21 protein-coding genes are annotated in these 22,103 nt (G+C 62.8%); 13 read left to right on the top strand and 8 right to left on the bottom strand.

Annotated features, from left to right (window positions below):
* Nucleotides 1–185 precede the first annotated feature (185 nt).
* A complete protein-coding gene (gene pilG, locus LVD10_RS14860) occupies nt 186–581 on the bottom strand; it encodes a twitching motility response regulator PilG (RefSeq protein WP_091515145.1) in 396 nt (131 codons plus the stop codon).
* A 330-nt stretch (nt 582–911) separates the two neighbouring features.
* Here pilG and gshB point away from each other — a divergent pair, with 330 nt between their 5' ends.
* The 11 genes from gshB to LVD10_RS14805 all read left to right on the top strand — a co-directional run bounded on the left by gshB (nt 912) and on the right by LVD10_RS14805 (nt 13,709).
* Complete coding sequence (gshB, locus tag LVD10_RS14855; RefSeq protein ID WP_237064140.1) at nt 912–1,868, top strand: glutathione synthase; 957 nt, start codon at nt 912–914, stop codon at nt 1,866–1,868.
* A 167-nt stretch (nt 1,869–2,035) separates the two neighbouring features.
* Nucleotides 2,036–2,944: an energy transducer TonB gene (locus LVD10_RS14850; RefSeq protein WP_232940659.1), complete on the top strand. Its 909-nt coding sequence runs from the start codon at nt 2,036–2,038 to the stop codon at nt 2,942–2,944.
* Nucleotides 2,945–3,009: 65 nt separating this feature from the next.
* A complete protein-coding gene (locus tag LVD10_RS14845; protein ID WP_232940658.1) occupies nt 3,010–3,594 on the top strand; it encodes a YqgE/AlgH family protein in 585 nt (194 codons plus the stop codon).
* Nucleotides 3,594–4,025: a Holliday junction resolvase RuvX gene (ruvX, locus tag LVD10_RS14840; protein ID WP_232940657.1), complete on the top strand. Its 432-nt coding sequence runs from the start codon at nt 3,594–3,596 to the stop codon at nt 4,023–4,025. Before LVD10_RS14845 ends, ruvX begins: the two co-directional genes overlap by 1 nt.
* A gap of 70 nt (nt 4,026–4,095) precedes the next feature.
* Complete coding sequence (gene hemC, locus LVD10_RS14835) at nt 4,096–5,013, top strand: hydroxymethylbilane synthase (protein WP_232940656.1); 918 nt, start codon at nt 4,096–4,098, stop codon at nt 5,011–5,013.
* A gap of 4 nt (nt 5,014–5,017) precedes the next feature.
* A complete protein-coding gene (locus LVD10_RS14830) occupies nt 5,018–5,791 on the top strand; it encodes a uroporphyrinogen-III synthase (RefSeq protein WP_237064139.1) in 774 nt (257 codons plus the stop codon).
* A gap of 118 nt (nt 5,792–5,909) precedes the next feature.
* Entirely contained in the window at nt 5,910–7,277 is a 1,368-nt protein-coding gene (locus tag LVD10_RS14825) for a uroporphyrinogen-III C-methyltransferase (protein WP_237064138.1), read from the top strand.
* Entirely contained in the window at nt 7,274–8,515 is a 1,242-nt protein-coding gene (locus LVD10_RS14820) for a heme biosynthesis HemY N-terminal domain-containing protein (protein ID WP_237064135.1), read from the top strand. The genes LVD10_RS14825 and LVD10_RS14820 overlap by 4 nt, the downstream gene beginning before the upstream one ends.
* A gap of 565 nt (nt 8,516–9,080) precedes the next feature.
* Nucleotides 9,081–11,354, top strand: a complete 2,274-nt coding sequence (locus LVD10_RS14815) for a TonB-dependent receptor (protein ID WP_237064134.1) — start codon at nt 9,081–9,083, stop codon at nt 11,352–11,354.
* Nucleotides 11,355–11,485: 131 nt separating this feature from the next.
* Nucleotides 11,486–13,069: a tetratricopeptide repeat-containing sulfotransferase family protein gene (locus LVD10_RS14810; protein WP_237064133.1), complete on the top strand. Its 1,584-nt coding sequence runs from the start codon at nt 11,486–11,488 to the stop codon at nt 13,067–13,069.
* 76 nt (nt 13,070–13,145) lie between these two features.
* Nucleotides 13,146–13,709, top strand: coding sequence for a DUF3833 domain-containing protein (locus tag LVD10_RS14805; protein WP_237064132.1), 564 nt, complete (start codon nt 13,146–13,148; stop codon nt 13,707–13,709).
* Nucleotides 13,710–13,741: 32 nt separating this feature from the next.
* On the opposite strand, the gene LVD10_RS14800 is transcribed toward LVD10_RS14805, so the two are convergent.
* The gene (locus tag LVD10_RS14800; RefSeq protein WP_232940649.1) at nt 13,742–15,613 is read right to left on the bottom strand and encodes a serine hydrolase domain-containing protein; all 1,872 of its coding nucleotides are present in this window, start codon (nt 15,611–15,613) and stop codon (nt 13,742–13,744) included.
* A 165-nt stretch (nt 15,614–15,778) separates the two neighbouring features.
* Between LVD10_RS14800 and LVD10_RS14795 the strand changes: the two genes are divergently transcribed.
* Nucleotides 15,779–17,848, top strand: coding sequence for a winged helix-turn-helix domain-containing protein (locus tag LVD10_RS14795; protein ID WP_237064131.1), 2,070 nt, complete (start codon nt 15,779–15,781; stop codon nt 17,846–17,848).
* Between the two features lie 11 nt (nt 17,849–17,859).
* On the opposite strand, the gene LVD10_RS14790 is transcribed toward LVD10_RS14795, so the two are convergent.
* The 4 genes from LVD10_RS14790 to LVD10_RS14775 all read right to left on the bottom strand — a co-directional run bounded on the left by LVD10_RS14790 (nt 17,860) and on the right by LVD10_RS14775 (nt 19,418).
* Nucleotides 17,860–18,186, bottom strand: a complete 327-nt coding sequence (locus LVD10_RS14790; RefSeq protein ID WP_232940647.1) for a hypothetical protein — start codon at nt 18,184–18,186, stop codon at nt 17,860–17,862.
* A 373-nt stretch (nt 18,187–18,559) separates the two neighbouring features.
* The gene (locus tag LVD10_RS14785) at nt 18,560–18,730 is read right to left on the bottom strand and encodes a type II secretion system protein M (RefSeq protein WP_232940646.1); all 171 of its coding nucleotides are present in this window, start codon (nt 18,728–18,730) and stop codon (nt 18,560–18,562) included.
* Nucleotides 18,731–18,820: 90 nt separating this feature from the next.
* Entirely contained in the window at nt 18,821–18,994 is a 174-nt protein-coding gene (locus LVD10_RS14780) for a hypothetical protein (protein ID WP_232940645.1), read from the bottom strand.
* Between the two features lie 139 nt (nt 18,995–19,133).
* Entirely contained in the window at nt 19,134–19,418 is a 285-nt protein-coding gene (locus LVD10_RS14775; RefSeq protein WP_232940644.1) for a hypothetical protein, read from the bottom strand.
* A 159-nt stretch (nt 19,419–19,577) separates the two neighbouring features.
* On the opposite strand from LVD10_RS14775, the gene LVD10_RS14770 reads away from it, so the two are divergent.
* Nucleotides 19,578–20,453 (top strand): alpha/beta hydrolase, encoded by an 876-nt coding sequence (locus tag LVD10_RS14770; RefSeq protein WP_237064130.1) that lies wholly within the window; start codon nt 19,578–19,580, stop codon nt 20,451–20,453.
* Nucleotides 20,454–20,463: 10 nt separating this feature from the next.
* Here the strand turns inward: LVD10_RS14770 and LVD10_RS14765 are convergent, their stop codons facing one another.
* Both LVD10_RS14765 and LVD10_RS14760 read right to left on the bottom strand, forming a co-directional pair.
* Nucleotides 20,464–21,162 (bottom strand): DUF6064 family protein, encoded by a 699-nt coding sequence (locus tag LVD10_RS14765; protein WP_232940642.1) that lies wholly within the window; start codon nt 21,160–21,162, stop codon nt 20,464–20,466.
* Complete coding sequence (locus LVD10_RS14760) at nt 21,159–22,100, bottom strand: aldo/keto reductase (protein WP_232940641.1); 942 nt, start codon at nt 22,098–22,100, stop codon at nt 21,159–21,161. Before LVD10_RS14760 ends, LVD10_RS14765 begins: the two co-directional genes overlap by 4 nt.
* Nucleotides 22,101–22,103 lie beyond the last annotated feature (3 nt).

Genomic DNA, 22,103 nt, shown 5'->3' with positions numbered 1-22,103 from the left:
CTGCGTGACTGTTTTGGTCTTGCTGGGCGGGCTGGAAACCGGAAACCGGTACCCGCACACCCTGTTAAGTTTTTTATTGTTGCTTTTTTATCCCGGCTGGAACCGTGATCGGGCCCCGCCGGACAGCGGACAAGCCGCCTATCTTACGCTACCTGGGAGCGCAAAGTCACAATCCGCAACCAGCCCTATGCCGCATGATGGGGCTTCGCGTGAGCGGAAATCGCCCCCATCAGCTCACTCTTGCTGAACGGCTTGGTTAAATATTGATCACAGCCGACAACACGCCCTTTTGCCCGATCGAACAGGCCATCCTTACTGGAGAGCATTACTACCGGGGTTGCGCGGAATTCGCTGTTGTTTTTGATCAGTGCGCAGGTCTGGTAGCCGTCGAGGCGCGGCATCATGATATCGACAAAGATGATATCGGGGCGGGAATCGGCAATTTTTGCCAATGCATCGAAGCCATCGGTGGCCGTGACGACGGTACAACCCGCTTTTTGCAGTAGAGTTTCTGCGGTGCGGCGGATCGTCTTGCTGTCGTCGATCACCATTACCGTCAGGCTTTCCCAGTTCAGCTCCATAGTGTTGTTGTATCCCCTGAATATTTATTTTCGGCACTGGTAACCGTTCTTATTTGCTGCCGCGCCGTTTCTTTGAACCACTAGCAGGGTCTGGGCGCCCCGCGCCACTTTTCCAGGGCACTCGCCGGGGTCGCACGCCAAGGGGAACTTTTAACATAGAACTATCGCACAATCCACCGGTCCCAATCCTGTTCGACGGCATGCACAATTTATCGTCACCCCACCCCGGAGCACTTTCGCGTATATTGTCGCCCGAAACGGTTGCCTCCCCATTGATCAGACCTTACTTTAGCCACGGGCAAAGACGACCAGCAACGGAACCCCCTACCTATGAGCCAGACCCTCGGCGTGGTGATGGACCCCATCGCCAAAATCCAGTTCAAGAAAGACACCACCCTGGCCCTGCTTTTGGCAGCACAGCGCAGCGGCTTCCGGCTCTGGTATTTCGAACAGGGCGACCTCTACCTGGAGGACGGCCGGCCCATGGGACGCGGGCGCCCCCTGGAAGTGTTCGACGACCCCGGGAACTGGTTCACACTCGGCGATGTACAGGACATGCCGCTGGGCGACCTCGACACCCTGCTGATGCGGGTCGACCCGCCCTTCGATAATGAATTCCTCTACTCTACTTACATCCTGGAGGGTGCCGCGCGTGAGGGCTGCCTGGTGGTCAACCGGCCCCAGTCCCTGCGCGATTGCAATGAAAAGATTTTTGCCACCAGCTTTCCCCAGTGCTGCCCGCCCCTGATCGTCAGCCGCAATATCCAGCGCCTGCGGGATTTCCATGCCAGCCACCGGGACGTTATTTTCAAACCGCTCGACGGCATGGGCGGTACCGGTATCTTTCACTGCAAGCCGGACGGCAGCAACCTGGGCGCGATACTGGAAACACTAACCGATAACGGCCGCCGCCAGATTATGGGGCAGCGCTACATCCCCGAAATCAAGGACGGCGACAAACGCATCCTGGTGGTCAATGGCGAGGCGGTACCCTACTGCCTCGCCCGGATCCCGGAAGCCGGCGAGACCCGCGGCAACCTCGCCGCAGGCGGACGGGGGGAAGCACGACCGCTGACCGACCGCGACCGCTGGATCGTAGAGCAGGTGGCTCCCAGCCTTAAGGAAAGGGGACTGCTGTTCGTGGGCCTGGACGTGATCGGTGATTACCTCACCGAGATCAATGTCACCAGCCCCACCTGCGTGCGCGAAATCGATGCGGCCTACGGCACCGATATCGGCGGGCTGCTCATGGACGCGATCACAGACCTGCTGGGGAAAAAGGGATAGACTGGCCAACGGCCGGTAGATGCGGCCCCGGGGATCAATCCCCGGCAAGGTAACCGGGGCATCCCGTGCCGCGTCATCCCGCACCATCACTGCAAACCAGTGATTGCAGTCACCGGGATACCTGACGAGCACAACGGGCAAATAATAAGCAGTACACAATCACCGGAATGAACTCGACCGCCAGTAATAACCATCCACAGGCAGCCCAGGGCGAGCGCTTTGTCTTCGCACTGTTCCTGGCCTGTGCATTTCACGCCATAGTAATATTCGGCGTGGCCTTTGCCGCGCCGGAAGGTCGCCAGGCGCCGCCGACCCTGGAAGTGACCCTGGCACAACACCACACCACGCAGGCGCCGGAAGATGCGGATTACCTCGCACAGCACAACCAGCAGGCCAGTGGTACCGCCGAGACACCAAGGGAACTGTCGAGCAACCGCCGCGCCGAAATCGCCGATACCCGCATCCAGGAAGTAAACCCGCTGCCACAGCAGCAGGCCGCCCGGCCGGCGGACCAGCGACGCCAACTGGTCACAACCATCGGCGACAGCCCGCGCGAAGCGCCGGAGCTCCCGGCCGAGGACAAGCGCTCCGACGAGAAGCGCGGTGATGCACCCACCGACCTGCCGCAGGTGAATCCGGAGATCGCCAGCCTGCAGGCCCGCCTGGACAAGATCCGCCAGACAATCGCCCAGCGCCCACGGGTCCGCCGGCTTACTTCGGTGGCTACCAAGGCTTCAGCCGACGCCGCCTACCTGCACGGCTGGCGGGAAAAAGTGGAATCTGTCGGCAATGACAATTTCCCGGAGGAGGCCCTGCAACAGCAGATCACTGGCAGCCTGCGGATGATGGTGCGACTCCTGCCCACGGGCGCAGTGGAGGAAGTTGTTATCCTGGAGTCCTCTGGCGAGCGCGTGCTCGACGACGCCGCCCAGCAGATCGTACGCCTCGCGGCGCCATTCGCCCCCTTCCCGGCGGAGATCCGCAAGGAGGCCGACCGACTGGAAATCATCCGCACCTGGCGCTTCGAAATGACCGGCTTCTCCACCGCCGCCGGCAAGATGCCCTCCCGGGGGTAATCCCCGGACCACGGAGCCCGGGCGTTCTCGCCGGCACCCCCGGCCTCCCCGACTAGACTGAGTTTATGCACCGAGACAATATCGACAGCGACCTGACCCACTCCAGCCTGAAGGGGCAATTCCTGCTCGCCATGCCCGGCATGCAGGATCCGCGCTTCCACCACACCATCGCCTTCGTCTGCGAGCACAACCCGGACGGCAGCATGGCGATCGTCATCAATGTGCCAAGCAAGGTGCACTGGAAGGAGGTTTTCGAGCAGTTATCCCTGCAGGATGCCAGCCTCCGAGGTGACGAGGTCGTATTGCTGGGTGGCCCGGTGTCCCCGGAACAGGGGTTTGTCCTGCACGGTACCGGGGCCCAGTTCGATTCCACTGTCGAGGTCAGTCCCGATATCAGTCTCACTGCCTCGCGGGACATCCTCGAGTCCCTGGCCACCGGTCGCGGCCCGGACGATGTGCTGGTGGCCCTCGGCTACGCCGGCTGGGGCGCCGGACAGCTGGAACAGGAACTGGTGGAGAACGCCTGGCTGACCCTGCCGGCAGAGCCGGAGATCCTGTTCGCCACGCCCATCGAGAAACGCTGGCAAACCGCCGCGGCGCGCCACGGCATTGACCTTTCCGGCATGGGCTCGCAGGCGGGTCACGCCTGATGGCCAAACCTGTCACCGCGCTGGCCTTTGATTTCGGCACCCGCTCCATTGGCCTGGCCTTTGGCCAGAGCCTCACCGGCAGCGCCCGGGAGCTGGCACCACTGCCGGCAAAGGACGGCAAGCCCGACTGGAACCGGGTGCAGGCCCTGGTCGCCGAGTGGCAGCCGCACTACCTGCTGGTGGGACTGCCGCTGAACATGGACGGCAGCGAGAGCGAGTTCTGCGCCCGGGCTCGAAAGTTCTCCCAACGCCTCCACGGCCGTACCGGCCTGCCGGTGGAACTGGTGGATGAGCGACTCAGTACCCGCGCCGCTAAAGAAGAGGCATCCGCGCGCGGCCATCGCGGCAACTACGCCGAGGACCCGGTGGACTCCATCGCCGCCCGTATCTTCCTGGAGGACTGGCTGCGCGCCAGGGCCGCCACCGACTGACCCCGCACGCCCACCGCGCCATTATGGTCTGGTAGAATTGGCGGCCCATTTCCCAACCGAACCAGGCAGTATGGCTATAGACCGCATCCGCATCGCCACCCGGCAGAGCGCCCTTGCCCTGTGGCAGGCCAATTTCGTCAAGGACCAGCTGGAGCTCCACCACCCCGGCCTCGCGGTGGAACTGCTGCCGCTGACCAGCCGCGGCGACCAGCTGCTGGATATCCCGCTGGCCAAGGTGGGCGGCAAGGGCCTGTTCGTGAAAGAGCTGGAAAAAGCGATGCTCGACGACCGGGCCGATATCGCCGTGCACTCCATGAAGGACGTGCCCATGGAGTTTCCGGAAGGCCTGCACCTGCCGGTGATTTGTGAGCGAGAGGATCCCCGCGACGCCTATGTGAGCAATCACTTCGCGCACATCGACGAACTGCCGGAGGGCGCCGTAGTGGGTACCTCCAGCCTCCGCCGCCAGTGCCAGGTGCTCGCGCGCCGGCCCGACCTGCAGGTGAAGTTCCTGCGCGGCAACGTCAATACACGACTGGCCAAGCTGGATGCGGGCGAGTTCGATGCCATTATCCTCGCCTCTGCCGGCCTGCTGCGCCTGGAGATGCGCGAGCGCATCCGTGACTTTATCGCCCCCGAGATCATGCTGCCGGCGGGCGGCCAGGGTGCCGTGGGCATCGAGTCCCGCCGCGATGCCGAGCTCGACCGCCTGCTTGCCCCGCTGCACCATGGCGACACCGCAGATCGCCTGGCGGCCGAGCGGGCGCTGGTGGCGCGCCTCAATGGCAGCTGCCAGATCCCCATCGGCTGTTACGCCGAACTCGAGGGAGACCAGCTGTGGTTGCGCGGCCTGGTGGGTGACCCGGATGGCCGCGAAATTGTCAGTGCAGAAACCCGCGGTCCGCGCTCCGGGGCGGCCGCACTCGGCACCGCCCTGGCCGAGGAACTGCTGGCCCGCGGCGCTGACAAGATCCTGGCCGCCCTCTGACCCCATGACCAGTGAACTGCGCGGTGTGCGCGTACTCACTACCCGGCCCGCACACCAGTCCTCTGACTGGTGTGCGGAACTCGCCGCCGCGGGCGCCACCGTGGACAGTATCCCCATGCTGGCGATCGAACCCATTGACACCGGCCCCGCCTGCCAGCGCATCAGGGACCAGGTACTGGATTTCGACCAGGTGGAACATGCCATCTTTGTGTCGCGTAACGCAGTACGGCTGGCATTCGACTGGCTGGACAGCTACTGGCCACAACTGCCGGCCGGGCCCCGCTACTATGCCATCGGCGCCGCCACCGCACGGGACCTGGAAAGCCACGACGTGACCTGCAGCAGCGCCGGCGGCGGTATGGATTCCGAAGCCCTGCTGGCGCTGCCGGCCCTGCAGCGGGTGGAAGGCGAGCGCGTACTGGTGTTTCGCGGTGCCGGCGGCCGCACGCTGATCGGCGAGACCCTGCGCGAGCGGGGTGCACGCGTCGATTACTGCGAGCTCTACCATCGAACCCTGCCGGGAGCCGCCGCGGGGGAGCTGGCAGGCTACAGCGTCCAACCCGACGCCATCACCGTCCACAGCGGTGAAACGCTGGACAACCTGGCCCACTGTATTCGCACCAGCGGCCGCGATGCGCTCTATCGTGCCGCCCTGGTCTGTCCCAGTGAGCGGGTGGCTGAACAGGCGCGGGCGCTGGGCTTCCAGCATGCAACCGCCGCCGCCAACGCCGGTGACCGCGCCATGCTTGCCGCCCTGCGTGCGATCTTTTCCCGCTGAGCGGTCCCGGCCGCCCCGATCGCGGTAAAAAATTTCAAATCCGCGCCAGAGATCGTATAAAGGATGCCGCGAGTCGCTATAATTTGACGACATTTTCCACTGCAGTGCCTGCCAGCTCATGACTGACGACAACTCGAAAAAATCCGGGGATCACAAGGATGTGCCTGTGGTCACGGACCAGGCGGAGCCCAAAAGCAACTTTGCCCGGGCAGCCGCGGACAAAAAAAACGGTGACAAAGGCGGCAAGAAAGCGGACAAGTCGCGCAGCGGCTCCGGCTGGCTGTGGCTGCTCCTGGCCGCCGCCCTGGTGGGCGGCGGTGGCGCATGGGCCTGGTACAACTGGCCGCAATTCCAGGCGGGTGTGCAACAGGCCATTGAACTGCTACCCGACAGCGACAAGCGCGAATCGACCGCGACCGTCGCAGCGCCAGCGGATGACACCCCCACCGGAACAGGTGAGAGCGCAGCTTCCCCCGAACCCGCAACGCCCTCGCCCGCTGAAGCAGGCTCGCGGGATTCGGCAATACCGCAGCCGGTAGCGCCGGACAGCGGCGCCCGAGTTTCCACTCCACCCCACCAGCCCGGCGCCCAACAGGCCGCACAACAGGCCCAGGCCATGGCAGACATGCTGCGCGAACTCAACCAGCAGCGCACCACGGTGGCCCAACTGCGCCAGCAGCTGGCCCAACTTCAACGGGAGCTGGCGGCGCAGTCCAGCCGCCTCGGCGAGCTGGGTAACGTCAGCCGCACCGACTGGCAGCTGGCGGAGGCCGATTACCTGCTGCGGCTGGCCAACCAGCGCCTGCTGCTCGAACGCGACAGCCGCGCCGCCCTGGGCCTGCTGGAAGAAGTGGACCGCATCCTGCGCCGCGTGGACCGACCCGACCTCTACGGTGTTCGCCAGCAACTGGCGCGAGATATTACCGACCTGAAGATGGCCGAGGATATCGACCAGCAGGGGCTGTACCTGCGCCTGGGCGCCCTGCAGGAACAGATGCTGAAGGCCAGTATCCAGCCGGAGTTCGACCTGGCAATGGGCGCTTCCGGAGAGGAGGCGCCAGATGATACAGCGGATTCGACACAGCCGGCCTGGGAGCGCAGCTGGGAGAACTTCACCAGCTTTCTCAAGGATTCCGTGCGTATCCGCGACGGCGATATCGACCCGGTACTGCTCTCCCCCCAGAGCGAGGCACGGTTCCGCCAGAGCCTGCGGCTGAATATGGAGCAGGCGCAGCTGGCGGTACTGCGCGGTGACAGCACCGTCTATCGCGATTCCCTGAAAAGCGCGCGACAGCTGCTGCTGGATTACGGTATTGCCAACCAGCGCCGCGATGCCCTGGTGCGCGAGCTCGAGTCGATGGCAAAAGAGCCCATTGAAGCGGAATTGCCCGACCTGAATGCCTCGCAGAAAGCCCTGCACGACTATATCGAGAGACTGCACAACACCAGTCCCGGGCCGGCCGAAGACGGGGGGGCGACATCGTGAAGCGCTTCCTGTTCTCCGCGCTCGCGTTCCTGCTGTTCGGGGCGTTCCTCACCGAAATGATTCGCAGTTATCCCGGCTATATGCTGCTGGCAGTTGGCGGCAAGCGCATTGAAATGAACCTGTGGGTGGCGGTGGGCGCAGTGACCCTGGCGGTGCTGCTGCTATTCCTGGTCTTCTGGCTATTGCGCAGCCTGCTGCGCGGTGTCGAGGGCGGGGTCAGCCGCATTCGTTTCGGCCGTACCCGGGTGGCACGCCGCCGCCTTACCAACGGCCTGGTGGAATTTATGGAGGGCAACTGGGCCCGCGCCCGGCGCCAGCTGCTGAAATCCGCCCCCCGGTCCGACGCCCCGCTGATCAACTACCTCGCCGCGGCACGCAGTGCCTTCGAACTGGGCTATCGGGACGAGGCCAACGAACTGCTGGCCAAGGCGGAGGCGAGCGGCGACGACACCCGCCTGGCGGTGGCACTCAGCCAGGCGCGCATGCAGCTGCTGGACAGGCATTACGAGCAGTGCATCGCCAGCCTCGAGCGGGCCAAGCAGGTGGAACCGAAACACCCGGCGGTGCTGCAGATGCTGAAGCAGGCCTACTACCAGCTGGAAGACTGGAATCACCTGCGCGCACTGCTGCCGGACCTGGAAAAGCACGCCAATATGCCCGAGGAGGAAATGCAGCAGCTGGAGCAGGAGGTGTACCAGCACCAGCTGCTGGAGGCCGGCGCCCGCCAGGATGCAGAGAAGCTGTTCGATATCTGGCAGAGTTTCAGTGGTCGCTGGCAGCGCAATATGGACCTGCGCGGGCTTTATGCCGAGCAACTGCACCTGGTCGGACGTGACGAGGAAGCGGAAAAGCACCTGCGCTGGATCCTCAACCATGAGTGGCGTGCGAAGCTGGGTCGCCTCTACGGCTGCCTGACCGGCGCTGATGCCGCGGCGCAGCTGACTGTCGCCGACGGCTGGCTGAAGGAATACGGCGAGAACGCGGACCTGTACACCTGCCTGGGCCGCCTGTGCCTGCGCAACGAGCTCTGGGGCAAGGCGCGGCAGCATTTCGAGAAGAGCCTGACCCTGCGCTCGGACCCCGCCACCTCGGCGGAGCTGGCGCGATTGCTGCACGCGCTGGGGGAAAAAGAGCACGCGGCGGAGCTCTACAAGGAAGGCCTGGTCCAGGCTGTTTCCAGCCTGCCGCAGTTACCACTACCGGGAGAGGCGGCCTCCTTCACCCACGGCAGCCACTGATGCCAGGTACCGGGCCGGCTCATGCAACCCTGGTTCCAGCCAGCCAATCGCAGCAGGTAGCGCAACAGGACCGAATGAGTTTCCGCATGCACCGCCGCCTGAGCGCTCTCAGGAAACAGGCTTTCTGTCATTCCTGACTTTCCGCAGCGGAATTTGCATATTGCAGACAGCTCGCCAAATTGGGGGCCCTGCCTGCTTGCCAGCATGCCCGCATTTTTGTACAACGGTTTACATCGCTAACAAGAACACATGGCTATGCTGAAATACACCCACGTTGTGGGCGACCCGCTCCGCGCTCGCTCCAGCGACTTCTACCTCAGCGAATGGTTCGATAATTGAGTTGACGCTATCGGGCACGGTAGCGGAACCCCCTTTTTCCCTCTCTTGACCTGCCCACGAAAAATCATCGAGTTGTATCTGGTTTTTTAACCCGGCGGGATCAATCCCCCCAGAGCCCTCTCAACTCCCCCCTTGCAGGGAAGCCACAGGTGTATTGCGCCACCTGTGCGGGGAGCCACAGGGGCGACAAAAAATTCATAACTACACGAAAACCCAAGGTGCTCCCATGAAGAGATACAGTAAGAAACTGATTGCCCTGGCCATCGCTGCCAACGCGACACCCGCGGTGCTGCAGGCCCAGGAGGCCGGCAGCAATGCCACCCAGCTCGAGGAAATCACGGTTACCGCAAGCCGTCGTTCCGAGTCTATCCAGGAGATCCCCTACAACATCACCGCGGTCACCGGTGAGGACCTGCAGAACGTCGGTGCCGACGACCTGACCAAGATGTCCCAGTTTATCCCCGGTATGCAGATGATCGACGCGGGCGCCCGCAGCACCGGCCTGGTGACACTGCGCGGCATGAACGTCGGCGGCCTGCAGGCGTCCGAGAACCAGGGTGGTAAGGACATCATCTCCCGTTACGTCAACGACACGCCGCTGCTGATCGACTTCAAACTGGTGGATATCGATCGCGTGGAAGTCCTGCGCGGCCCCCAGGGCACCCTCTACGGGCGCGGCGCCATGGGCGGCACCCTGCGCTATATCCTCAACAACCCCAACACCGAGGCAGTGGAAGGTTCTGTCAGCACAGAGATCTCGCAGAATAGCGAAAGTGACGGGATTTCAAGTGAGGTCAGCGGCGTCTTCAACCTGCCGCTTTCCGATACGCTGGCCCTGCGCGTCTCTGGCACTCGTGTCGATGACGCCGGCTTCGTGGACTATGAAAATGTGCTGGTTGAGCCGGGCGTAAGCAATGCTGAGCGCACCATCAAGGATGCCAACACCGAGGAAACCAATTCCGTCCGCGCTGCCCTGCGGTGGGAGCCCAACGACACTTTCTTCGCCCAGGCCAGCTACTACGTGCAGGACCAGACCGCCGGCGGCCGCCAGGCAGTGAACCCGGAGTTCACTGGCGGTGATTTCAGTTCCGCACTGCGCTACGAGGAAGTACGCGAGAACCGCGACGACCTGTTCAATGTGGAACTTGGCCTCAATACCGACCTGGTGGAAATCTTCTCGACCACCTCCATCGCTGAATACGAAGGCACCGGCAACCGCGACCAGACCGACCTGCTGTGCGTGGACATCTGGCCTGGCTACTGTGACTTCCCCGAGTTCTCCGGCTTCACCGTGGACGACAACAACTCGGAATCCCTGGTGCACGAGACCCGTATCCTCTCCACCGAGTCCAATTCGCCGGACTGGCTGGACTGGATCGCCGGGGTTTATTACGAGGAGACTGACACCCTGCTGGATGCCCGTGAATACACCCCGGGCTACCAGGACTGGGCCGGCATCGATACCGGGTATGGTGAGCTTGAGTACTGGCGCTTCGCCGACAGCACCTTCAAGGAACAGGCGGTATACGGTGAAGCAACCTTCCACGCCAATGACCAGCTGCAGTTCACCCTGGGTGCACGATACTTTGAGCAGGAAGAGAATTACGCCTACGACTGCACACTCCTGCCCGTCTACTGGTACTGGACCCGCGACACCGTCGAGCCGGAATGTGATGTCCGTGACGGTTCGATCGATGACACGGTATTCAAGTTCAATGCCGCTTATGACTTCACTGCTGACGTAATGTTCTATGCCACGGTGGCCGAGGGGTTCCGTCGCGGCGGCACCAACGCCGGCGCCCAGCTGCTGGACAGCGAGAAAGCCTACGATTCCGATACCGCGGTCAACTATGAACTCGGCTGGCACACCACCCTCGCCGACGGTGCCATGATTTTCAACGGCGCGCTGTTCCGGGTGGACTGGAAAGACCTGCAGGTCCCCACCAAGTCCGAGCTTGCCGCCATCAACATCACCGGCAATGCCAACCAGGGCCAGATCGACGGTATTGAACTGTCCACCCAGGCGGCCGTCAGCGATAACCTGACCCTCAGCGGCTGGGTCACCTATTACGACCATCGCCTGGATGGTGACGCGCTGGCGATTGGTGGCTATGACGGCGATGCCTTCCCCGGCGTTCCCAACCTGCAGTTCAACGCGGCCTTCGATTACTTTATCCCGGTTCCTGTGGGTGAGCTGACCCTGCGCGGCAACGCGTATTACAAGGACGAGGTCCAGAGCCGCCTGAATGATATTACTTACGAGGATGAGCTGTACGAGTTCGACAACTCGGACAATGAGGTGCTGGACAGCTACGTTGTCTACAACCTGTCAGCGGATTACCGCCTCGACCAGTGGCGCGCTTCCCTGTTCCTCGACAATGTCACCGACGAGTACTACTTCTCGGGTGTGCGCAGTGCCAAGCGCTACGGTGAACGGGGCCAGTTCTATTACGTCGGCCAGCCCCGCACCATGGGCCTGAATTTTACTTACGAATTCTAACAACCACCTCTCACAGGATGCTTGAGCGGGGCCCGGCCCCGCTTTTTTGTGCCCGCTTTTCCCGTCCCCGGAAAAACCGCTAACATCAACGGGCAGCCGTCTCGAGATGCAAACCCAGAGGTACTGACGCCATGCCCGACACCGATATCGCCCGACGCCTGCAGCAGGTACGTGACGCCATGCAGAGGCGGGACTGGCGCACCGCCACCCGATTGAGTATCGAGGTACTGCAGCGCGACCCGGACCAGCCGGATGCGCACCTGGTGCTGGGCCTTGCCGCAGCCGAGGGTGGCAAACCCGGTATGGCACTCAAGGCCTTCGACCGGGTTCTGCAACTGGACCCCGGGCGCTTTGATGCCCGCGCCCAGCGCGCCCGTTGCCTGGTGCAGGCCGGTATGCATGTGGAGGCAGAGCAGGAGGCCGACCGCTGTGTTCCGCAGCTGGCCGACAACGCCAAGCTACTGGACCTGGTGGCAACGGTGTACAGCCATATTGGCAAGCAGCACAAGGCCGCCCCGCTGTTCCGCCGCGCCGCCGCGCTGGCTCCGGCGGATATGGCCATCCTCTCCAACGCCGCCTCGGTAGAGGTTTTCCTGGGTGAAAAGGAACGCGCACGCACCTACCTCGAACAGGCCCTGCAGCAGGACCCCGGCCACTACCGCAGCCACTGGCAGCTGTCGAAGATCCACCGGGCCGGGGACCGTGGGCATATCGAGGCGATGGAGAAACTGGTATCGGGGCTCGGCACCAACCACCCTGGCCGCCCGTTCCTGCACTATGCCATCGGCAAGGAATACGAGGACCTGCAGGACTGGGACAGCGCCTGGACCCACTACCATGCCGGCGCCGAGGCCCAGCGCCGCCGTACCGATTACACCCCGGCTGCGGACCGGGCGCTGTTCAAAACCCTGCGGCAGGGGTTCGACCGGGACTGGCTCGAGTCCACGGCCACGGGAAAAACCGCAGACAGCGATGCTGCCCCGATATTTATCCTGGGCCTGCCACGCTCCGGCAGCACCCTCGTGGAGCAGGTCCTCGGCAGCCACTCCCGGGTGCAACCGCTGGGAGAGCTCCACCAGTGGCCACTGGCGGTGAAAAGGAGCACCGGTCTCACAGTCCCCGGGCTGGTCAATGCCGAGATCGCCGCGGCCGCGGCCGGTATCAATCCGGCTGAAGCTGCCGAAACTTACCTGGGAAGCATCCGCCACCTGCGTGGTGATGTGCCCTGTTTCACCGACAAGTTACCGGGCAACTTCCTCTACCTGGGGCTGCTGGCCAAAGCCTTTCCCCGGGCGCGCTTCGTCCACGTTCACCGCAACCCGATGGACAGCTGCTTCGCCATCTACAAGCAGCTGTTCGCCGATGCCTATCCCTACTCTTACCGGCTCGACGAGCTGGCGGACTACTACGTGGAGTACCGGGCCCTGATGGATCACTGGCAGGCACTTCTTGGCGACCGCCTGTACAGCGTGAATTACGATGTGCTGGTGGCGGAACAGCGCACGCAGACGGAACGGCTGCTGGACTACCTGGGCCTGCCGTTCGAGGAGGCCTGCCTGGAGTTCCACCGCTCCGGGGCCGCCGCTGCCACCGCCAGTGCCTCCCAGGTACGCCAGCCCCTGCACGCCCGCTCCGTGGGACGCTGGCGGGAGTTTGCCGGGCAGCTGGCGCCACTGCGCCAGAAGCTCGAGCAGGCAGGGCTTGCCGTGGACTGAGTTCGCGCCACTGCCTGATCCGGATATTGCTGGCCGGCGTAGAGTCCTTTTGCGAACCTCCGAGAGGAATATCCCGATGCCCGGAACTGCAATACGCCGTGTAGTCCTGCTTGTCGCGGCCAGCCTGCTGCTGGCCGCCTGCTCCAGTACCGATGTTTCCGCGTATCGCGACCGGCAACCACAGTTTGTGCCGGAAGAATTTTTCCGCGGCCCACTGACTGCGCACGGCATCCTCAAGGATCGCTCCGGCCGCGTGACGCGCACGTTCAATGCGCAGCTTAAGGGCAGCTGGAACAATGGCGAGGGCCTGCTGGAGGAACGATTCGTGTTCGACGACGGCGAGGTGCAGTTCCGCGACTGGCGCCTTGTACCCACCGGAGCCGACAGTGCCGGCGTGCGTACCTTCTCCGGCACTGCCGGCGACGTGGTCGGCCCGGCCAAGGTCCGCGTCAGCGGCAACGCCATGTTTATCCGCTATACCCTGCAGGTGCCCTGGAAGGGAGACACCATCGAGGTGGATGTCGACGATCGTATGTACCTGGTGTCCGACAGGGTGCTGATCAACGAGTCCAGCCTGAGCAAGTGGGGCTTCAATGTGGGCGAGATCGTGCTGACCATCATCCGGGGACAGCAGCCCTGAGCTGCTGCCACTGACCCGGCTGGCTGCAGGCACTAGGCCCACAACCGGATTCCCATCAGGCCCCAGCCGAACATGTAGGCAGCCAGTGCCAGGTTCAGCATCACCATGGCAGTGGCATGCCAGAAAGTGAAACGCCCCACCTGACCAATACCCGCATCCCGGTGGCGGAACCAGACCCGCAGGCTCCACAGTGCCATTAGCGGAAACAGGACGGTACCGCTGAATACCAGCAGCGTTGGCACAGAGACACGACCGGCCTCGGCGTAGGGGCTCGGCCCACCGAATGCCAGCAACACGCCCGCTATTGCCATTCCCAGCGCCAGTACGGTGAGCATCGGCCAGGCCCGCAACGCCACCTTCGCGCCGCGGGAGCCGCGGCCCAGTAGCAACCGCGGCAGCCATACCAGTGCCATCAGCAGGCCGGCCAGGGTACAGACGAGCCAGAGAACCAACAGCAGCAATGGCGCATAGGCGACGAGCACACCGGTCTTCACCAGTGTCTGCGGCCCGTAGTGCAGCACGTCTCCCGCCACGGGATCTTCAGCCCGTACCAGGGCCACCCGCCCGCTGTCCGGCTGCAGGTAGGTATTTCCGGAACCCGCCACCAGTTCTCGCACCGGGCCACCCAGCACCGGCCCGACGGTGATAACACCGTCGTGAACCTGCAGCTTCCAGGGCAACAGGCTGGCAACAAAACCAAAGCGACCGGAGACCGGGCTGATCGAGCGGTACAGGCCCGACATGGCCAGGTCTGCCTGTGCCAGCGCACGTGCCGGCTGGACTTCAGCCGGCTGGCTGGTGCGGGCGATATAGGCCGACAGCAGCCGGTGAATTTCCGCCACCGCCGGGCCTTCACCGTTGGCCAGGATCACATAGCCCTTCTGCAGCTCCGGCTGGTAGGCAAGCAGGCTACGGGCACCGGGCAGGCTTCCCTCATGGCCGAAAAACACCGTGTCATCGTGCCGGAATACAGTGTTGCCCAGCCCCCAGGCGAGTTCCAGCCCGGCATCCGCGGCAAGCGTTGCGCGGGGACTTTCCATTTGTACCAGTGATGCCGGGGACAACAACCTGTCTTCGCCGGCGCGACCCCGCTGCAGCAGGAAACGCACGAATTTCACCATGTCCGTAAGGCTACTGTTGAGCCCACCGGCAGCGCGGTTGTTTAGGTGCCAGTAACCTTGCGGCCGCCCCCTGCGGTAGGGGGTGGCAGCGTGTGAGCGATAGTTGTCCGAATAGAAGTAACCGCTGTCGTTCATAGCCAGCGGCACAAAGAACTGGCGCCGCACGAACTCCTCGTAAGGTATGCCCGCTAACTTCTCCACGATGTAGGCGGCCACTAACGGGCCCGTATTGTTATAGGCCGAGCGGGATCCCGGCACCCAGCGTGACGTGCGTGAATGCGGGTGCAGTGCCAGGGCTGCGCGGATACTGATGGGCTCACCCCCGGCGGACACCAGTTCCGGGAAATGCGGCGCGTCCCAGCCACTGCTGTGGTTGAGCAGGTGCACCAGTCGTACCGGGTGCTTCCCTTCCCAGGGGTTGTGGAACTCGATCTCCGGCGCCAGCCGGGCGAGGGGATCCGAGAGACTGACACGGCCCTCCTCTACCAGTTTCATCACCGCCAGGCTGACAAACATCTTGGAGATGGACCCCAGCCGAAACTGTGTGTCGGCGGTTACCTGCCGTCCTGCCGCCAGGTCTGCCATGCCGGCGGTGTGCTGCCACAGCAACCCACCGTGACCTACCAGGGCGACGGCAAGGCCCGGCGTTCGGGCCCTGGCCCCGATAGCCTCAATCGCCTGCTCCAGTTCGTGGAGGTTTCGCGGCGGACCTGCTTCCGGTTGGGCGACAGTGCCGGTCGCGTATATCAGCAATACCACGGTGCAGTACAACAGTGTTTTCATGTGGGATCCCCCTGGTTTGTCGGCATGCCCGCAGGGGCATGGCTGTGATTTAATGAGGGGAATATCGGCGTGCCCGCTGCGGTCCGCAAAGGAAGGAATGTGAACACCTGTGAAGGCCGGCGCGGGACACTGGTCACAGCCGGTCACAAGGTGTAAGTGGCTGATTTGAAAAAAGAAAAACAATCCGGCGAGCCCGTCGCAGATAGCTGGCGGGTTGGCGAGTTCCATTTCGACCCGCGCAACGGCAAGCTCTCGCGCGGGGGAGAAACCTACCGGCTGGAGCCGCAGGTCAGTACCTTCCTGGCACTGCTGGTAAAGCATGCCGGTGAAACGGTGAGCCGCGATACCATCAACCGGCAGATCTGGCCGGACCGGGTGGTGAGCGACGATGCCGTGCGGGCCATGGTGAAGAAACTGCGCGAGGCCCTGGGAGACAATGCCCGGGACCCCCGCTATCTCCGCACCCTGCCCCTGAAAGGCTATGCACTGATTGCCAGGACGGGGCCAGTCACGACAGGCAGGCGCACGTCCAGAATGGCCATCGCGATCGCCGCTAGCGGTATCACAGCGGTCCTGGTAGCCGCCATCGCGATGACGGCCATTGATGGTCGTGGGGCCGGCGAACCGGAAGCGGTGATCGAGCAACTGACCGGTCTCCCGGGCTCCGAGGTAAGTCCCGACTACAGCCCGGCTGCCGAGCGACTGGTGTTTTCCCACCGCGCCAGTAAAGACGACACCCTGCAGCTTTACGCCAAGGAGCTGCCCTCCGGCCGCGTGCAGCGGCTTACCTGGGACAGCGCCAACTACGCCAATGCCCACTGGTCCCCCGACGGCACCCGGCTGGTCTATACCCGCAGCCAGGGAGAACAGCTACAGCACTACCTGGCGGGCTACGATCCGGAAACCGGTATTGTCGACCCGCGCCCGCTGCCACAGGGAGATGGCCAGCGCCGCTACCTGCAGGGCTGGTCTCGCTCCGGCGAGGCCATCTACCTGAAAGATGCCGGCCAGCCCCAGGGAATCTGGCGGCTGGAACTCACCCGGCAATCCCTGCACCAGCTAACGGCACCGAGCGTCAACGGTGTGGGCGATTACTTTGCGCGGGAATCCCATGACGGCCGCCGGCTTGCCCTGCTGCGGGGGCTTGAGGACAACAAGCGGGAGCTGCTGGTGCTGGACCTGGCCACAGGCACACTCCTGCATACCCGCCTGCTCACCACTCCTGTTGACCGGCTGGCATGGCACCCGGATGGACTGCGCATCGGGCTGTCGGGATTCAATGGCGAACTAATGGAATACCGGTTGGATGAAGACCGCTTTGTGCCCCGGCCCACACCGGACCGCTTTATCAACGACCTGTTTTTCCAGTGTGGCAATGACTGCTTCCTGATGCGCCGCCATAACGGCAACTTCCTCGACCTGGAGGAGCAGCCGGATCCCTTCGCCGCCAAATCATTAATGGCTGCAGATCGCTTTGACCTGCCCGGCGCGGAGGATTTCCCTCATTACTCCCGCGGCGGCGAACGTCTCTTCTACGCGTCACTGGCTCGCGACCGGCTCTACATTCAGCGCCAGGACCCGCAACAACGGCGGAAAACACTGGTATCACTGCCGGTGGAGACTCGGATACAGGCCCTGCAGGCCAGTCCCGATGGCACCATGGTGGCGGGTATCGCCGGGCGCCGTCTGTTCACGGTTTCCGGTGAAGGCGGGGAGCTGCACTACCTTACCAGCGACCTGGATCTCGCCAGCGCCCCCACCTGGTCAGCGGACAGCAGTGCCCTCTTCTACGCCAGGCGCGAAAAAGGTGCGTCAGTAATCTATCGCTTCCAGCCCGGAACCGGCCGGCACGCCCCGTTACTGCACGGATACGCCGCCCTGCGCATCCTCGCAGATGGCCGCGCGGTTGCCATCGACGAACAAAATCGGGCATGGCTGCTCGTGAGCGTGGACCAGGCCGCTGCGAGGCGGGAACTGGGCAAAGTGGCCTCAGCCCAGCCCAATCGCTGGCAGGTCCGGGGAGACTGGCTGTATTACACCGAGCATCGCGGCAACGATGCCTTCGTAGTGCGTATCAGACTGGACGATGGCAGGCGGATGGAGCGGCTGCTGGCCCACAACCGCTTCCGGCTGCACTTTGACCTGCATCCACGGGCGGACCGCATGATCGGGGTCAGGTCGATGCTGGCAGAGAGCGACCTGGTAAAACTGTCACTGGCCCCGGTCAGCGACTGACGAAAGCGGGCTTATGCCGCAAGGAGCCCGCCAAACAGGATGACTGCACCGACCATGATCAGCCCCTGCACGATGGCAATCAGGATCGCCTTGAGGAATCCGGTACCCAGCACCAGCATGTAGGCAATGGCCGCGAGCGGAATGGTGATCAGCATGCCCCATTCCGCAGTCACCCCGGGAATCATGCCGCCGACAAAACGCTGGATGATTACCGCCAGCAGTAACGCAAACAGGCAATAGAAGGCGCCGGTATTGCGGGCCCCCAACATGGCCGCCGCCATCTTGAGCGGCAGCACCAGCAGGGCGACCAGCACGATCAATAAAATCAGGAATTCCATTTTATTCCTCCACAGTACCTGCGCCGCTCCCGGGAAAAGGCGCCAGCGTCAATCCAGGTGCCAGGATTTTTTAAGAGCGCCCCGGCTGCCAGGGCCCGCCTTCCAGCTTGACGCCCTCTTCACCGCCATCGGCGCCGATATAAACCGACACCGACCACCCTTCCCGACACTACCACGCCATCATAGTCCGCATCGGGGAAGTCCGCGCGGTGATAGATGAACGGGCATCCTGCGGTCATGCCGCCGCCGTGGACTGATAGCTAACGACGGTTGGCGTGTAATCTACCCGGGACATCCCGGAGCCGGGATCCCCGGGAAGAGAGCACCCCCCGACAACGACAGAAAATATTGAATCCGCTAACCGGGTTCTCTGCTAATTTGCCGATAACAGCATCGCAGCGATCTTGCCTGCCTGCACCCCAGCACAAAAAACCAGGACCCCGCTGAGAATCACCCCCAGGGTGATCAGGGCGCGCTGCTCGATGCTGGAGGCACTCTGCCACCATTGTTTGAATGCCTCCCTGGCGGATTGCTCATTTTGCATCAGTTGTCCCTCCTTGTTATCCAGGCACACAATTACCGATACCCGAAATACTTCGAAACGGTAAACAGCCTCACCCGACAGCACGCCGGGTTAATCGCGAAAAGCCTTGACCCTGAATGTGGCAAAGGTGATCAGGCCTATCATCAACAGCAACATTGCGGACAGCCAGAAAGTATCCCGGGGCGGCAGGCTGGCCGCCTGGGCCAGGTAACCAACCAGTGCCAATAACATCCCGGAAACCATCCCCATCAAATATCTGGTCATTATCATCCCTATTTTTATTTACACCGAAAACTTCCAACAATACATGAATATGTATCGTAACAGCACACCCGGCCTGCGCTCGGAAAAACGGAGCTCTCGGTCCCGGGATCACCATGCGCCTTGCACTCTGCCATGGCACTCAATAAAACCAATTTATAAACGCTCGCCAGGCAATCGACAGCAGGCGATACAGTCTCGTCACCACAAGACAAAGCAGTGCATATATGCCGAGATCAAACAACAAACTGGATAAGTTGAAAGGATCGGAGAACATGTTGTAGTCAAAGCCCAACCTGGCAAAGATCATCTCTGACCCGATGATTGCGAGCAGAACCACAATAAAAAACTCGCGCCCGGACTGTCCTCCCAGCTTTTCAGCAGCCCGTCCCTCGGTGTCATTCGCCGAGTTATCCCCTACCCCCATTCTAAAATCCTTGATTAAGCCTGATTGAAAGTCCCTTACAAACCATTAAAGCGATACTATCACTGGAGCCCCGGGCTGAAGCAATTGCAGGAGCCAGGTCAGCCGGGAACAGTTCGCGGAGGTAGCACAGCAGTTCCAACTAATAACCAGGAGGCTTTTATGGGCCATCTCAGCTTGTTACTGGCTACGGCCATGCTTTTTCCCGGTGATGCTCATAACACCATCGATGGCTATGCACCTGTATCGGCAAATCCGGCCTACTCCGACACCACCGCCCTGCCCCACCGGCCACACCAACACAAAATTGCCTACGGCGATGACCCAAGCCAGTACGGCCTCTTGTGGCTGCCACAGAAAAACACAGAATCCAGCGGATCGCTGATCATATTGATCCACGGCGGTTGCTGGTTAAGCGCCTACGATATTACCCACACCTTTCCACTCGCGACGGCGCTGGCGCGCCATGGCTACCCGGTATGGAACCTCGAATACCGCCGCAGCGGCGAGACCGGAGGAGGCTGGCCCACCAGCTATGAGGATATCCAGCGCGGGATCCGTGCACTGCCGGCACTCGGGGCGTTTGGGGTCTCGCCCGACCAGGTTATCCTGATAGGACATTCCGCCGGCGGCCACCTGGCGCTGCTGGCGGCGTCGGACTGGGAGCAAATGTTTCCGGGGAAAGCACCCCCGGTTTCTGCCGTGGGCCTGGCCGCGATCACGGATATCAAGCTGTACGCGGCCGGAGACAACAGTTGCCAGCAGGCGACACCGCAGTTTATGGGCAGCATGCCGGAGGTAAACGGCAATGCCTACACCGAAGCCAATCCGGCGGAACGGAAGATTACTGCCCCGGTCACACTGCTTCAGGGAGAGCTGGACCCGATCGTGCCGAGGGCACAGTTCGAGCGGCTGGGCGGACCCGAAGTAAACCGAGTGCTGGAACCGGGCGCGGGCCACTTCGACTGGATCCACCCGGGCACGCCGGCGTTCGCAACTCTGGTGCAGCAGCTGCAGGCCATCGGTACGCCGAACTAAACCTGCCAACTCAGGCGGGAGCCCCGCCTCCGCGCAACCGCCTGAGCCCGGCCACAGTTTTCCACACCAGGCCGAGCAGCCCCGCTGCCAGGACGGTAAAGGTTAGCGGTGCCCAGGGTGCCTCGAGCACCAGTAACGTCATCCCCGAAATTGCAATCCAGGCCAGGGGTATAACCGCGGCCACCCACAGGCCGATGCCACGGAGCGCCACCAGTACCACACCCAGCGTCATTATTGCGGTGGGCGCCGGGTGGATGGCGAAGGTCTCCGCCTGGAACCAGCCGTAGCCCAGCAGCGGGGCAATCACTGGCAAGCCGAACAATCCCAGCACTCCCAGCAGCGCACCAAGCATCACCGGTAGGGTTTTGAATCGTGGCGCGTGATCGATACCGAGCCCGCTGGCACCGACTGCGGCGAGCATGATCCCCTCAAGCACAAACCCCCAGCCGATATCCTGCCCGGCCCAGTTGAGCTCACCGTAGCGCAGCATGAAATACCCCACCCCCACAAAGACCCACGCCGGGGCGAGTAGCAGGCAGGCGAGACGCGCACGCCCACGCAGGACAAGTACAATAATTACGCCTCCCAGCAAAAGGGTGAGCAGGTGCAGCGGCCAGAAATCCTCGCCCATCCGTTCCAGCAGGCGATAATAGACATCCGCGGTAAAGGGAATGAAATCCTCCAGGCGGTAGCTGGACCATTCGCTCATAGCGACTCGATATGCCGGATCATTTTCCGGCGGCAGTCGGGGGATGGCAGCGGTTTATTGCCAGCCCGCATATTCTCGTTCAGGTGCTCGACCCGGGTGGTGGCGGGAATGGCGCAGTTCACCGCCGGGTGGCTGACAATAAACTTCAGCAGGAAGTCGGCCCAGGTCTGGCAGCCGCACTCCTCCCTGGCCCAGGCGGGGACATTTTCGCTGCGTTTCAGGCCCTTGATCAGGCGACCACCGTCGTAGGGCCGGTTGGCGATTACCGCAATACCCCGCTCCCGTGCCAGCGGCAGCAGCCGGGCCTCCACTTCCCGGTGGGTGATGTTATAGGTCAGCTGGGCGAAATCGATGTCTTCAGATGCCATTACCCGCTCGAACTCCCGGTGGCGGCGGCCGTGCGAAGTGGTGATACCGATATACTGGATCCTGCCCTCCGCCTTCAGCTCGCGCAGGGTTTCAAGCTGCTGTCGCCAGTCCACCAGGTTGTGCACCTGCAGCAGGTTGAATTCCGGCAGGCCCCAGCGCGCCGCGAGCTGCTGGAACTGTTCCCGGGCGGATCCGCCCGCCGGGCTCCAGACTTTCTCGGCGGAAAACAGTGACTCGGGCACACCCAGTTTTTTCAGGGCATAGCCCATCACATCCGGTGCCGAGCCGTACATCGGGGAGGAATCCACCAGCCCGCCACCATGATCGAAAAATGCCCGCAGCACCTCGGTACGGGCATCCAGCAATTCCGGGTCGCTGCCCACGTTGAACGTCTGCCAGGTACCCAGCCCGATCACCGGCAGTTGCTCGCCGGTGGCGGGGATCGCCTTGCGCAACAGGCCATCGGGTGCGGCTCGCAGTACCGGGGACATTGCCATGGCAGCCAGACCCGTAGACACCAGCTTGAGGAATTGCCGGCGGCCAGTCTTCGCGTGAGTGTTTGTCGTCATGCT

The sequence above is a fragment of the Microbulbifer zhoushanensis genome (genome assembly GCF_021729055.1).
Classification (GTDB): domain Bacteria; phylum Pseudomonadota; class Gammaproteobacteria; order Pseudomonadales; family Cellvibrionaceae; genus Microbulbifer; species Microbulbifer zhoushanensis.
The sequence above is the reverse complement of the archived record's forward strand: the minus strand, read 5'-3'. Positions and strand labels throughout refer to the sequence as shown.

Excerpts from the sequence above, each read along its gene's own strand:
- hemC (WP_232940656.1), top strand. The coding sequence starts at position 4,096 with ATGGCTATAGACCGCATCCGCATCGCCACCCGGCAGAGCGCCCTTGCC.
- LVD10_RS14785 (WP_232940646.1), bottom strand. The coding sequence starts at position 18,730 with ATGCAAAATGAGCAATCCGCCAGGGAGGCATTCAAACAATGGTGGCAG.
- LVD10_RS14790 (WP_232940647.1), bottom strand. The coding sequence starts at position 18,186 with ATGGAATTCCTGATTTTATTGATCGTGCTGGTCGCCCTGCTGGTGCTG.
- LVD10_RS14830 (WP_237064139.1), top strand. The coding sequence starts at position 5,018 with ATGACCAGTGAACTGCGCGGTGTGCGCGTACTCACTACCCGGCCCGCA.
- LVD10_RS14845 (WP_232940658.1), top strand. The coding sequence starts at position 3,010 with ATGCACCGAGACAATATCGACAGCGACCTGACCCACTCCAGCCTGAAG.
- ruvX (WP_232940657.1), top strand. The coding sequence starts at position 3,594 with ATGGCCAAACCTGTCACCGCGCTGGCCTTTGATTTCGGCACCCGCTCC.
- LVD10_RS14810 (WP_237064133.1), top strand. The coding sequence starts at position 11,486 with ATGCCCGACACCGATATCGCCCGACGCCTGCAGCAGGTACGTGACGCC.
- pilG (WP_091515145.1), bottom strand. The coding sequence starts at position 581 with ATGGAGCTGAACTGGGAAAGCCTGACGGTAATGGTGATCGACGACAGC.
- LVD10_RS14800 (WP_232940649.1), bottom strand. The coding sequence starts at position 15,613 with ATGAAAACACTGTTGTACTGCACCGTGGTATTGCTGATATACGCGACC.
- LVD10_RS14825 (WP_237064138.1), top strand. The coding sequence starts at position 5,910 with ATGACTGACGACAACTCGAAAAAATCCGGGGATCACAAGGATGTGCCT.
- LVD10_RS14780 (WP_232940645.1), bottom strand. The coding sequence starts at position 18,994 with ATGACCAGATATTTGATGGGGATGGTTTCCGGGATGTTATTGGCACTG.
- LVD10_RS14765 (WP_232940642.1), bottom strand. The coding sequence starts at position 21,162 with ATGAGCGAATGGTCCAGCTACCGCCTGGAGGATTTCATTCCCTTTACC.
- LVD10_RS14850 (WP_232940659.1), top strand. The coding sequence starts at position 2,036 with ATGAACTCGACCGCCAGTAATAACCATCCACAGGCAGCCCAGGGCGAG.
- LVD10_RS14805 (WP_237064132.1), top strand. The coding sequence starts at position 13,146 with ATGCCCGGAACTGCAATACGCCGTGTAGTCCTGCTTGTCGCGGCCAGC.
- LVD10_RS14815 (WP_237064134.1), top strand. The coding sequence starts at position 9,081 with ATGAAGAGATACAGTAAGAAACTGATTGCCCTGGCCATCGCTGCCAAC.
- LVD10_RS14770 (WP_237064130.1), top strand. The coding sequence starts at position 19,578 with ATGGGCCATCTCAGCTTGTTACTGGCTACGGCCATGCTTTTTCCCGGT.
- LVD10_RS14775 (WP_232940644.1), bottom strand. The coding sequence starts at position 19,418 with ATGGGGGTAGGGGATAACTCGGCGAATGACACCGAGGGACGGGCTGCT.
- LVD10_RS14760 (WP_232940641.1), bottom strand. The coding sequence starts at position 22,100 with ATGACGACAAACACTCACGCGAAGACTGGCCGCCGGCAATTCCTCAAG.
- gshB (WP_237064140.1), top strand. The coding sequence starts at position 912 with ATGAGCCAGACCCTCGGCGTGGTGATGGACCCCATCGCCAAAATCCAG.